Genomic DNA, 13,435 nt, shown 5'->3' on the forward strand with positions numbered 1-13,435 from the left:
TCCTTCCCCATATTTATACGGGCAGCTTCCTTCCTGGAATGCTGCCCGTAGTCATTTTGGTCAATCCCGCCACCAGTAACTGTAAGAATGACGGTTTTTGTTATATAAACAGACACAATCTTGTCATGAAAAGCAACAATCTGTCAGCCCCGGCGTTAAGATCATATTAACTATTCATATAAAAATGTGTTAAAGTAAAAGGGTTACCTTACGTACAGTGTCGTGGCCCCTTAAATTTGTGTCAGAAGGCATGTAAATTGTTATTCATTCCTTATACAAACTTTTTAAATTTAAACAACGAAACATATGAAATTCCGGCAAATTGCGGCAACTGTTCTTATCAGCGCGGCAACTGCTGTTGCCAGCATCTATGCGTACAACAGGTTCCAACCCCGGCAGACAGGCCCCTATCAAAATGGATCCCAGGACATCCCTGTCAATTACGCCCGTTACATGCCAGGGTCAGAAGTGAAAAATGCCACACCTCCAACTGATTTCAGCCAGGCAGCAAAAGTCGCTGTTCCCGGTGTAGTGCACATTAAGACGAAAATTAATCCCAGGCAGGTTAGCAATAACCTCCAGAGAAGAAGAAGCGTTTTACAGGATCTTTTCGGAGATGATTTCTTCGGAGATGAATTCCAGGGTGAAGGTGGCGGCCGCAAATATTACGTCCCAGGTCAGATGGCATCCGGTTCCGGTGTGCTGATCTCTGACGACGGTTATATTATCACTAACAACCACGTGGTAGACGATGCTGATGAAATAGCAGTAACGCTGAACGACTACAAAACTTACAAAGCAAAAGTCATTGGTACAGACCCGAACACGGACCTGGCAGTGATCAAGATAGACGCGAAAAACCTCCCTTATCTGCTGTATGGCAACTCCGATGATATTGAGATCGGACAGTGGGTACTGGCAGTAGGTTATCCGTTGAATCTGGAAACGACAGTGACTGCTGGTATCGTGAGTGCCAAAGCACGTACCATTGGTATCAACAAACAGGTCAGAAGAAATGCGATTGAATCCTTCATCCAGACAGATGCTGCGGTGAATCAGGGTAATAGCGGCGGGGCATTGATCAACACTTCCGGTGAACTGATCGGTATCAACTCTGCCATCGCTTCTCCAACCGGCGCGTATGCAGGTTATTCCTACGCTATTCCGGTGAACCTGGTAAAGAAAGTGGTAAATGACCTGATGAAGTATGGTAACGTACAACGCGCTTATCTGGGTATCTACTATCAGGATCCAAACAGTATCCCTGAAGAAAGATGGGAAGAGGCAGGTATCAGAAGAGATATCAGTGGTGTAGCAGTTACAGGCGTAGTGGAAACTGGTTCTGCAGCAGCTGCAGGTATCAAAAAAGGCGATATCATCACAGGTATCAATGGTGTATCCACTCCTTCCATCCCACAGATGACCGAGCAGATCGCACGTTACAAACCAGGTGATAAGATCAGCATCAGCTACCTGCGCGAAGGCAAACAGTTTACACAATCTACTGTATTGAAAAATGCAGACGGTAATACAGACATTGTGAAGAGCAGCGTACTGGATGCACTGGGTGCGGACCTCATTACACTGAACAAAGCCGATGCTGCAAAAGTAGGCGTACGTGGTGGTGTATATGTAGATAACATCAGCAGTGGTATCCTGAAGAAACAGACGAATATGAAGCGTTCCTTCATCATATTGAAAGCAGGCGGACAACCTGTGAATTCAATAGAAGATCTGAAGAAGATACTCGATAAGGAGAAGAAAGTCCAGATGGAAGGTGTATACCCTGAACTGAATGGTGTATACTACTACAACATCGATCTGGCCAACGGTCAGGAGTTCTAAGATTTCATATAGGTTTATAGGTTAAGGATGGAGAGTCCCGGGTGTAGATACCGGGACTTTCTTTTTTGTATAGAAACACAAAAAGACGCCACTACAGCGCCAGTATTAAAGTGTACAGTTTAAAGATATCCTGCTTATAAATTGATTACGCCTTTCAGCTGTGCGAAGAATTCATCTTTCTTACGGGAAGAAATCGGAATGTTTTTCTGGTCGCTCATGACAACGGCCGTACCGAGACCTTTGATGATCTTAACGATATGGTGAATATTGATAAGGAAAGACTTGTGCACGCGATAGAAGCCCTTGTCGGACAGCATCTCTTCATACTCTTTCAGAGATTTGGAGATGAGGTGAGACACGTTATTGATCAGCTGTATCTTAGTATAGCTGTCAAATGCTTCGCAATAGATAATATCTTTCAGATCGATGACATTGTAACCGTCGTTAACAGGGATGACTATCTTGGAGAAAGCGTTATCATTGTTCTTAACGTAGTCTTTCAGGATAGAAGCCAGTTCGTTGAGGCGTCCTTTTTTGCTCTTCTTCACTTTTTCCAAAGCATCTTCCACCTCACTAACCTTGATAGGTTTGAGCAGATAGTCTAATGCAGCAAATTTGATCGCCTGCAATGCATATTCCTGGAAGGCTGTAATGAAGATGACTTCGAAATTCAGGACAGGGAACATTTCCAGTAACTGGAAACCATTATGGGGCGGCATTTCAATATCCAGAAACAGTACGTCGATCTGGGTATTTTTAATCATTTCCGCCGCGTCATGAATGTTCTGCGCCTCTCCCGCTACCGTAACATCTTTACAGTAATTCTCCAGAATATTTCGCAAAATATGGATGTTGCGGACTTCATCGTCTACGATCGCAGCTTTAATATTACTCATAACATCTTAACAATGGGAATCAGTATTTCAACCAGGGTACCCTCCTTATTGCCGAAACCAGACTTAAATTTATCAATTATTTCTAACTTTCCAACATTTCCATTAAAAGATTTTATAATCTGCAACCTTTCCCTAATCACACTCAAAGCGGTGGATTCGTGCTTTATCAGACGACCACTTTTGATCTCATTGGCACGTTCCCAACCTATCCCATCGTCGTCCACGGAGCAATATAACATATCCTCCCGGAGCACCAGTTTCATTTCCAGTCTGCCGCTGCCGTTTTTAGGCGCCAGCCCATGCTTGATGGCATTCTCCACAATTGGCTGAATAATCATAGGGGGGATATAGATCGTATAATCTTTCAGGTCATCCTGTAGAATAAACTGGTAAGTGAACACATTCGCAAAGCGGATCTTTTCCAGCTCGATATACCGGGTCAGGAAAGCGATCTCTTCTTCCAGGGAAATATGTGACTTTCTGGAATTGTTCAGCATCTGCCGCATCAGCGTGGCAAAGTCAGCCAGGAAGTTGAGCGCCTGTTTCTCTTCTTTTTCCATGATCAGGTGTTGCACTGAATTCAGAGAGTTGAAGATAAAGTGAGGGTTCATCTGATTGGTCAGGGCTTTGGCTTCCAGTTCAGCGATCCGCCTGTTGTACTCTGTTTTGCGCATTTCCGCCCGCTGGATCCTTCTGATCACATCTCTCAGTACAAAAGCCACCAGTGTCAGTCCGAGGAGAATCAGGATTCCTCTTGCCCACCACTGCTGGTACCAGCGTGGTAGTATCGTTACCGTGATGCTCACAGGCTGGCTCCAGTTGCTCCTGTATTTTCTGGCCCTGATCTGCAACTGATATGTATCTGGCTGCAGGTCGGGGAAAGGTACGATATTGGACATTGTCGTGATCCATCCGCTGGAGGTATCGCTGGAAAAGTTGTACTGGTACTCAACGAGGTCGGGCAGATCATAGGCAATAGCCCCGAATTCCACCTCAAAAGACGCTTTTCGCTGGTACAGCAATACAAACTGTTTACCGGGCAGATAGGTGCTGTCGCCATAGCGTACGTGATTCAGGTAAATAGCCGGTGGTACGGTATCTACAGGCATCTTGTCGTCCTGAAAATAACTAAGGCCATTGGACGTAGCTATATATAGAATACCCTGCTGATAATATACCCCGCGGGTATCATCACTCATCAGGCCATCATTCGAAGTAATATTCCGGATCAGGGTCTGGGTCTTGACATCAATAACAGAAACGCCTTTGTTGGTCGAAACATACAGTCGGCCGATCCCATCGTAATACAGCTGCTGACAGATATCGCTGACCAGTTTATCCGCAGTACTCAGATGTTTGATCACCTGGTTGTTGTGCAGTACGTACAGGCCGTGGTCACTGGTACCGATCCAGAGATTACCATCAATCCATTTCAGGTCTTTAATACTTCTATGCAGGGAAGAATCCTCTCCTGGTATACGTAGTGTGCGTAAGGCATCACTTCCGTACAGCAAACCGGCATTTGTACCTACATAATAAGCTGAATCGTTGATACTGGTAATAGAAGTGATCAGGTCATCCTCCACTCCTACGCTATAATCATCTGTGATCACCTGGTCTTTGGTCACCACCCTGATCTTTCCGCCAGGGCCGATATCCACATCCTTTAATGTCTTTATAGGTTTCAGCAGGGATGCTTTCTGTTTGAGCGTATTGAAAACGAAAAGACCATTGTCTGCGCCAATGAGCATTTCATTAGGCTTATAAGGCAGTATACTGACGATACTGTTACGGCCACTGGTTGTATCGAGGTTGAACTGGCGGATCTTATTATTATTGTCGATGGTATTGAGTACACCCGCGTTCTGGCCAACCAGCAGGGTCTCCGTTTTCGGATCTTTGGCAATACTGAAAATGGAGTGTGAGTACAGTCCGTTGGTATTATCGAGGTAATTGAAGTAAAAATTCTTGTAGGGGATATTATATACACCATCTCCGAAAGTAGTGATCCAGATGTTGCCGTCCCTGTCTTTGAGCAGGGAGGTGATGTAGTGATTCTGTAATAATTTAACCGGATTCCGCTCTCCCCTGAAAAATCCTTTCAGATAGTAAAGTGCACGGGGTGTACCGATCCAAAGGTTATCATTATCGACACAGATATTACTGATCTCTTCCCGGATCCCCCAGTCATCGCCATTGAAAAAGCAGATCGCTTCTTTGTTGCTGTAGGTATAAAGATTATTATCAACGATGATCACCGGATAAGAACGGGCTCTTTCTACCGCAGCATGTTCCATTGGAAAATTGCAGGAGTAGAGAATGCGCTGATCGGGGTTATAACTATCTCTCAGGTTGACCATATTAAAGTATGGCTGCAACGGCTTGAAGATGGTATCGTTGCGGAGGAAGTAGAAAAGGTTGGTACGTTGGGCACCGAGTTTATCATAGGTCGTCTTTCTACCGCTATACTGGATGATCCTGCTGTCTGTATTCAGGAACCAGATAAAACCGGCATAATCCTCAAACATGAACTGCATGTACTGTCCGCGGGCATCCACGTGCAGGGAGGAGTCATTCTGCGCAGTGTGAATCGTAGAGTTCCAGTAGAAGGAAGGTTGTCCGTTGAGGGTGGAGAACCAGACACGCCCTTTGGAATCCGCAGAGAGTTTTACGACATCGTTATCGGTAAGACCGTCTTTCTTAGAGTAATTGCGAAAGCGTTTTCCATCAAATTTACTGACGCCGGTGGGGGTAGCAAACCAGATAAATCCTTCCTTATCCTGCACTGCCGCGTAGACAGTGGCATTCGCCAGGCCATCCTTTACGTTATAGTTACGGATCATGAGCCCCTGAGCAACAGCATGGTAACCTGTGCTCAGGACCATTAACATCCACCATAAGAATATGTAACGGACCTTAGGCATCAAGACGGGTCGGATTTTGATTAAAAAACCGGCAGTACCACCTGACTATTGGGTACTGCCGGCAAGTCTTTTAATAAGCACGTGCAAAGAGAACACGCTGAGTAGACGGTTTTCCTGTAAGGATACAGGTACCAGCCTCCAGTTTATTGTTCAAAGGAATGCAACGGATAGTTGCTTTTGTAAGTTCCTTGATTTTCTCTTCTGTTTCTGTTGTACCGTCCCAGTGTGCAGCAATGAAGCCGGCTTTTTCATCCAGCAGACGCTCGAATTCTTCCATCGTGTCAGCAGGAGTGATATGCTCATCTCTGTATGTCAGCGCTTTCTGATACATCTGCGCCTGAATTTCTTCCAGTAATGCGCTGATACGTTCAGCCAGACCATCCAGGGACAGACTTTCTTTGGTTTTCATATCACGGCGGGCTACTTCTGCAACGTTGTTTTCCAGGTCGCGTGCGCCCAGCGCAATACGTACAGGTACGCCTTTCATTTCGTATTCTGCAAATTTCCATCCTGGACGGGCATTGTCAGAATCGTCATATTTCACACGGATACCGAGCTTTTTCAGACCAGCAATGATCTCATCCACTTTGGCATCGATCTTAGCTTTCTGCTCATCACCTTTATAAATAGGCACGATCACTACCTGTAATGGCGCGATACGCGGAGGCAGCACCAGACCATCATCATCACTGTGCGCCATAACCAGTGCACCGATCAGACGGGTGGATACACCCCATGAGGTAGCCCAAACATATTCCTGTTTATTCTCTTTGTTAGAGAATTTCACATCGAATGCTTTGGCGAAGTTCTGTCCCAGGAAGTGGGAAGTACCCGCCTGCAGTGCTTTACCATCCTGCATGAGGGCTTCGATACAATAAGTATCCAGCGCACCCGCAAAACGTTCAGCAGGAGATTTAACCCCTCTTACTACCGGCAGTGCCATATAGTTTTCAGCGAAGTCAGCATATACTTCCAGCATCTGTTTAGTTTCAGCGATTGCTTCTTCTGCAGTTGCGTGGGCAGTATGACCCTCCTGCCAGAGGAATTCTGCTGTACGCAGGAACAGACGGGTACGCATTTCCCAGCGTACAACGTTTGCCCACTGGTTGATCAGCAGCGGCAGGTCACGGTATGACTGAATCCAGTCTTTATATGTGTTCCAGATAATCGTTTCTGAAGTCGGACGAACGATCAGTTCTTCTTCCAGTTTCGCCTCAGGATCGACAACCAGTCCTTTTACGTTCGGGTCCGGATTCTGCATCAGACGGTGGTGAGTTACCACGGCGCACTCTTTGGCAAAACCATCTACGTGCTCAGCTTCTTTGCTGAGGAAGCTTTTGGGTATGAATAAGGGGAAATAAGCGTTCTGATGTCCTGTCTCTTTAAATTTAGCGTCCAGCACGTCTCTCATGCCTTCCCACAGGCCAAAACCGTATGGTTTTATGACCATGCAACCTCTCACAGCAGAATAATCTGCCAATCCTCCTTTAATGATCAAATCATTGTACCATTGTGAATAATCTTCAGAACGGGCTGTGATCTCTTTACTCATATGATAATTGAAATATTTATAATCTTGTCTGGTACAATATATTAATTTGGCTTAATATTTGCACTAAATATATTACCAAAAGGTAAAATGTCACAAACCTACATGAAAATCAGAAACGTGCAAACAATTTGAAAAAAATTTATGAGTGGTTAGATATTATTGTAGCATTAACCTTTCTTTGAGTTAAAATAGTGTAAATTTACTATAGAAATCAGGCTAAAAAATTCCGACAATGAAATCAATTCCATACCTTGCTTTGTTGGCTACGCTTATATTAGGCGGTTGCTCCTCAGCATATAAAACTACGCAAACGCCGGATGACGTTTACTACTCTCCGCGAGTGAAACCCGACTACGGAGGCAACAATAATCGCAACGATGATAACGTTGCTTATGCGGACACAAATGGCGACGGTACCTATGTTACTTACGATGATGGTGATCAGGGTGATTACTCCCGTCGTATAGACATGTTCAGCCGTAACAATTCAGGTTCTTACTACGATTATTATTCTCCGAACGTATATTCTTCCGGCTTCTACGGTAGTCCTTACTACGGTGGCGGATGGGGAATGAACAGCTTCTATGGTTATCCAGGCTGGGGCGGCGGATTAGGTTATCCGTATTATGGTTCCTACTGGGGTCCTTCTCTGAGCATCGGCATTGGCTACGGCTGGGGCGGTGGCTGGGGTTACAACCCATGGAACAGCTGGGGTTATTATAGCCCATGGTACGGTGGTGGTTACTACGGTGGCGGATACTACGGTTATCCAGGCTACTGGGGTGGTCACGGCGGATACTATGGTTATTCCTCTCCAGGCCGTCGTACACGCGGCAGCTTCGGTTCATCCTACCCTACCAGAGTAGTAGGTGGTACTTCACCTAATCCGGGTGGTCGTACCGGCCGCGATGGTAACTACACTCCTTCCAGAAGAACAGTCGGAACAAACCCTGGTGGTCGTGTTGTAACAGGTGATTCCAACAGTGGTGGCAGAACCGGTCGTGATGGTAGTTACACACCAAGAAGATCTTTCACTCCTTCAGCAGGTGAACGTCCTGTAGGTAATGATGGTGGTGGTCGCAACAGCGGCGGTTCATACACTCCTCCGACAAGATCCTACCAGCCTTCACAACAGCCTCAGCGTTCTTACACGCCGGCTCCATCCTATAATCCGCCTACCAGATCAGTTGGCGGTGGCGGTGGAGGTTCTATCGGCGGCGGCGGTGGTGGCCGTGGCGGAAGGGGCAGAAACTAATCTCGCAAATGATTTGATCATTGATATTCTAAACTGTACCCTGGTCTAAAAGCCAGGGTATTTTTTAACCCTTACCCTTTAATTCTACTATATGATTAAAAGAATGGTGGTTGCCATTGCATTGACAGGGACATGTGTTTCCCTTCATGCGCAAAATATAGACGACGCTTTAAGATTCAGCACCAGTTCACCTTCAGGAACAACAAGGGGTCAATCAATAGGTAGTGCGCTGGGCGCACTGGGCGGCGAACCGTCTTCTATGTACGCTAACCCTGCTTCAGTAGGTTTTTTCAGGACGAACGATTTCTCCTTTACCGTTGGTCTTCAGAATATTAACAATAAAGGTACTTACCTGGGTACGACAGACAGCGACAACAAGTTTATTCCCCTTATCTCCAATATCTCTATGATATTCGGCGGTCGCAGGAAAAGACCTGATAGCAAATGGCAGAACTTCAGCTTTGGTCTGGGTCTGAACCGCACACAGAATTACAACGAAAGAATTTACTATACCGGCGACAACAAAAGTTCTTCTCTTTCTCTGAATTATTATCTGGATGCGGAAGCAGCGGGTGTAAAAGACCCTGATAATGAACTGGGCGGTTCCAGCACCATTGGTTCACTGGCACATACTTCTGCGCTTGCCTATCAGACAGGTCTGATATCTCCCTACCTGGATGGGAATAACCAGCCGGACGGTTTCTTCTACTCTGCCGCTCAGGCAACAGACAGGAGCATCTTTGTAAAACAGGAAAACATCATCAACGCCAGAGGCGGTTCAAATGAGATCTCATTCGCTTTCGGCGCTAACTACGATGATAAGATGTACCTGGGTGGTAGTGTCAATATTCCGAGCATCACCTACAAACATGACAGGACCTGGAAGGAAACGAATCTGAACACGACTCCGACCGACCTGAATAGTTTCGAAGTAACCGAATCACTGAAATCAGAAGGAACAGGTATTAACCTGAAAATAGGCGGTATCTTCAAACCGATCAAATCACTCAACCTGGGTGCAACTTTCCATAGCCCATCCTGGATGACATTCACCGATACTTACAGAACAGATATGACGACTTCCACCAAAACACTGGGTGTACGTACCTTCTCTTCTGTAGATACTTATGACGGCTTCTCCGACGAATCCAAATACACACTCAGAACACCATGGAAAGGCGTATTAAGTGCGACTTACCTGTTCAGTCCTTCGGCAGATACCAGAAAGCCAACCGGCTTCCTGTCCTTCGACTATGAGTATATGGATTATACGTCTATGAGACTTCGTTTCCGTAATGACCAGTCTTTTGATAAAGCTGATTCAGACGCACGCAATGAGGCTATTAAAGCGACTTACAAAGGTGTTTCCAATATCCGCGTAGGTGGTGAACTGAAATTGCATGTAATTGCCTTCAGACTGGGTTATTCATTATATGCAAGTCCTTACAAGAACGGCGCGATCGACGGCAAACGTGAGTTCTATACCGGTGGTATCGGTTACAGAAACCGTGGTTTCTATATGGACCTGGGTCTGGTATGGGGTAACAATACCCGTTCTAACCAGCCATATGTACTTGCTTCCAACGCTGATCCTGAAGATCATTATACGACTCCGGCAGCTGCCTCTGTTAAGAGCCAGTCTACTAATGTCAATGCGACTTTCGGATGGAAATTCTAATGCAAACAGGAATTTAATTTAAGCCTTATAAAAGAAAAGCGTCTGCCGTTGGCAGACGCTTTTCTTTTATAAGGCAAATATTCTTTTGTGATCATCTTCGGACTTCTCAACAATCCAGGGTTCCGACGCTCATCCGGACCTCGCTAATGATTCGCTTTTAATTGTCCGGCGACATCCTCCAGCAAGCCTTCTCCTCCTTCATACCACTTAAAACCGGTATCCTTCTTAAACCAGGTCAACTGTCGTTTTGCGTACTGGCGCGTATGGATAATGATCTGTTCAACCGCTTCTGCCCAGGAGATCTTCCCATCCAGGTAATCAAATACCTCTTTATATCCTACTGTCTGTAATGCGTTATGTGTACGATAGGGCAAGACAGCGCGTACTTCTTCCAGTAAGCCATCTGCTACCATCATATGCACCCTACGGGCTATATTATCATGCAGTCTTTCTTTAGGCAGTGTAATAGCTGTTTTAATGATATTAAAATCCCTTTTTACCACATTACCTGTCCGGAAGCTGGTAATAGACTGACCAGTAGCATACAGCACTTCCAGTGCCCGTATTAAACGATGTGGGTTCTGTGTTTCTGCAACGGCATAAAAGCCCGGGTCTTTCTCCTGAACTTCCTGTTGCAACCAGCTCATCCCCTCCTGTTCATAGCGGGTCTGAATGGACTCACGGATGCCGGGAGGAATAACGGGCATATTATCCATACCCTCACAGAAAGCTTTAATGTAAAGTCCTGTGCCACCGCACATAACGGCTACATCATTCTCTTTCCAGATCTCTGCTGCATAACTCAGGGCCAGCTGTTCGTACAGACCGGCATTGACTTCTTCCTGTATGGAGTGGGAATTGATAAAATAGTGGGGAACTGTCTGTAATTCCTGCGGACTGGGTTTAGCAGTACCTATACTTATTTCCCGGTAACATTGGCGGGAATCCGCAGAAATAACGGCCGTATTAAAGTGTTGGGCCACTTCTATTGCTTTGGCCGTTTTGCCCGATGCTGTGGGGCCTGCGACTATAATAATAGACTTCAAAAACTTCCCAATTAAGAATTAGGAATTAAAAACTAAGCATTAAGAATACTATCAGTTGCTGCAATAATTCTTAATGCTTAATTTTTAATTCTTAATTGATTTAAAACATATCGTCGTTGCCCTGATCTTCACCGCCATCATCTTCTGACTCGGTATTATCTTCTTCTCCTTCTTCACCAAAACCGTCTTCGCTCATGCCCTCTTTATTGAGGTCATATTTCTCCTCCATTTCAACGAGTTTATCGCCTACGAGACCTTTGGTACCGTACTGGCTTGGTGCGAGACCTTCTTTTCTGGTGCAGAAAGGATAGGCAATTTTTGAATTTTCATCTTTTGACACACCGATCAGCTCTACGAGGAACGTCCAGTTTTTCGCATAGTCATACAGGTATATGAACTTCTGGTTGGGCGTCTTTACAGCTGCGGCTATAGGCGTATCTTCCATCAGGAGCGGTTCAACCTTACGTGCAGCACCATCCTGTTCAAGAATGATCTCTCTGCCCCGTTGCCAGTTATCATTGCTACGGAAAAAAGTCGCTTTATGTTTATTGTCAAATTCGAATGACTGTAAAATAGTTTGATGAAATTGTAAAAATGTCTGGTCCGGTTTAATGGAAATATCCCTGTACACACTTTCATCTTCTTCCCAGTAAACTCTGAATTTCAAAACAGGCATGACAATAAAGGATTTTATTAATAATCTGGTATTTCAGGATTAAGTGATATGTGCAAACATCACACCCAATCCTGAAAAAGGGCAATGTTAACATTAATTAACACTACTAAATTAACATTTTTATTTAACTGGTGTCAAATCCATTGATTTGGCTTTTTCAAGCAGGAACGCATAAGCGGCATCGTAGGTATTGGGAATCACCCCATCCAGGATCGCTTCACGAATGGCATTTTTAAGGTCACCCACTACTCTTGACGGCGACAGGCCAAAAGTTTCCATGATCATTTCTCCAGTCACCGGGGGTTGCCAGTTACGAATACGGTCACTTTCCTCCACTTCTTTCAGGCGTTGACGTACCAGTTCAAAATTTTCCAGGTAACGTTTCACTTTTGCCTTATTCTTGGAGGTGATATCCGCTTCACAGAGCATCATCAGTCCCTCGATATCATCACCTGCATCAAAGAGCAATCTGCGTATAGCAGAGTCGGTTATATTTTCTTTTGTTACGCTGATGGGGCGCAGGTGCAATTCTACCAGTTTCTTTACCAACCGCATATCCTCATGCAGGGGCAGTTTCATTTTGGTAAATATGCGGGTCACCATTTTCCCTCCTACTGCATCATGTCCGTGGAATGTCCAGCCATGTCCCTGCTCAAAACGTTTGGTAGCCGGTTTGCCTATATCATGTAACAGGGCAGCCCAGCGTAACCAGAGGTCTTTGGTATTGCGGGCGATGTTATCCACCACCTGCAAGGTATGATAAAAGTTGTCTTTATGGCCTTTACCATCCACTGTTTCCACTCCGACCAGGTCTACCATCTGCGGCAGTATGATCTTCATAATGCCGGCCTTATACAGCAGATCCAGTCCTACGGAAGGCACAGGAGACAACATGATCTTGTTGAATTCGTCTGTAATACGCTCCTGGGAGATGATCTTAATACGCTCCGCGTTTTCCTTAATACCTCTGAAAGATTCCTCAGAGATCGTAAACTGTAACTGGGAGGCAAAACGGATTGCACGCATCATACGAAGCGGATCGTCAATAAACGTCTGCGCCGGTTCCAGGGGTGTTCTGATAATCTTAGCTTCCAGGTCAGCAATCCCGCCAAACGGATCTACCAGACTGCCATAGTCAGCTTCGTTGAGGCTGATAGCCAGGGCATTGATTGTAAAGTCTCTGCGTAGCTGGTCATCTTTAAGCGTACCTGGTTCTACATCAGGATTACGGGAGTCATGACGGTAACTTTCTTTTCTGGCGCCAACAAACTCAATTTCAAGCTCGTTCCATTTCACCTGGGCAGTACCATAGGTTTTGAAGAAACTCACTTTAGCATTGTCAAAATACTCAGCCACTTTATGTGCAAGGGCAATACCGTCCCCTACGCATACCACATCCATATCTTTGGTACGTCTGTTCAGTATTTTATCCCGCACAAAGCCGCCGATCAGATAGCAGGCTACGCCCAGTTCATGGGCGGCTAATGCTATCTGTTCCAACACTTTCCGTTCCTGTAAGGTACAGGGAATATCTATAGGCTTTCTACTGATCATAAACGAATA

At 45.4% G+C, this 13,435-nt stretch carries 9 protein-coding genes; 3 read left to right on the top strand and 6 right to left on the bottom strand.

The annotated features are described in order from the left end of the window. The first annotated feature begins 306 nt into the window (after positions 1 to 306). Positions 307 to 1,845: a trypsin-like peptidase domain-containing protein gene (locus BMZ72_RS26970; protein ID WP_089812932.1), complete on the top strand. Its 1,539-nt coding sequence runs from the start codon at positions 307 to 309 to the stop codon at positions 1,843 to 1,845. Positions 1,846 to 1,979: 134 nt separating this feature from the next. Here the strand turns inward: BMZ72_RS26970 and BMZ72_RS26975 are convergent, their stop codons facing one another. The 3 genes from BMZ72_RS26975 to proS all read right to left on the bottom strand — a co-directional run bounded on the left by BMZ72_RS26975 (position 1,980) and on the right by proS (position 7,217). Then, positions 1,980 to 2,741, bottom strand: coding sequence for a LytR/AlgR family response regulator transcription factor (locus tag BMZ72_RS26975; RefSeq protein WP_012793534.1), 762 nt, complete (start codon positions 2,739 to 2,741; stop codon positions 1,980 to 1,982). Next, positions 2,738 to 5,665 carry a sensor histidine kinase gene (locus BMZ72_RS26980; RefSeq protein WP_089812934.1) on the bottom strand — a complete coding sequence of 976 codons (2,928 nt, stop codon included), beginning with the start codon at positions 5,663 to 5,665 and terminating at the stop codon, positions 2,738 to 2,740. Before BMZ72_RS26980 ends, BMZ72_RS26975 begins: the two co-directional genes overlap by 4 nt. Before the next feature lie 70 nt (positions 5,666 to 5,735). After that, positions 5,736 to 7,217: a proline--tRNA ligase gene (proS, locus tag BMZ72_RS26985; protein WP_089812936.1), complete on the bottom strand. Its 1,482-nt coding sequence runs from the start codon at positions 7,215 to 7,217 to the stop codon at positions 5,736 to 5,738. 232 nt (positions 7,218 to 7,449) lie between these two features. On the opposite strand from proS, the gene BMZ72_RS37115 reads away from it, so the two are divergent. Both BMZ72_RS37115 and BMZ72_RS26995 read left to right on the top strand, forming a co-directional pair. Continuing rightward, positions 7,450 to 8,472 (top strand): hypothetical protein, encoded by a 1,023-nt coding sequence (locus BMZ72_RS37115; RefSeq protein ID WP_143087797.1) that lies wholly within the window; start codon positions 7,450 to 7,452, stop codon positions 8,470 to 8,472. A 91-nt stretch (positions 8,473 to 8,563) separates the two neighbouring features. Then, positions 8,564 to 10,150: an OmpP1/FadL family transporter gene (locus tag BMZ72_RS26995; RefSeq protein ID WP_143087798.1), complete on the top strand. Its 1,587-nt coding sequence runs from the start codon at positions 8,564 to 8,566 to the stop codon at positions 10,148 to 10,150. 143 nt (positions 10,151 to 10,293) lie between these two features. Here the strand turns inward: BMZ72_RS26995 and miaA are convergent, their stop codons facing one another. The 3 genes from miaA to BMZ72_RS27010 form a co-directional block, all read right to left on the bottom strand. After that, positions 10,294 to 11,196 carry a tRNA (adenosine(37)-N6)-dimethylallyltransferase MiaA gene (miaA, locus tag BMZ72_RS27000; protein ID WP_089812942.1) on the bottom strand — a complete coding sequence of 301 codons (903 nt, stop codon included), beginning with the start codon at positions 11,194 to 11,196 and terminating at the stop codon, positions 10,294 to 10,296. A 100-nt stretch (positions 11,197 to 11,296) separates the two neighbouring features. Then, entirely contained in the window at positions 11,297 to 11,872 is a 576-nt protein-coding gene (locus BMZ72_RS27005; protein WP_089812944.1) for an IS1096 element passenger TnpR family protein, read from the bottom strand. 120 nt (positions 11,873 to 11,992) lie between these two features. Continuing rightward, complete coding sequence (locus BMZ72_RS27010) at positions 11,993 to 13,426, bottom strand: CCA tRNA nucleotidyltransferase (protein ID WP_177222943.1); 1,434 nt, start codon at positions 13,424 to 13,426, stop codon at positions 11,993 to 11,995. Between the last annotated feature and the right edge of the window lie 9 nt (positions 13,427 to 13,435).

This window comes from Chitinophaga sp. YR627 (assembly GCF_900114995.1).
Taxonomy (GTDB): domain Bacteria; phylum Bacteroidota; class Bacteroidia; order Chitinophagales; family Chitinophagaceae; genus Chitinophaga.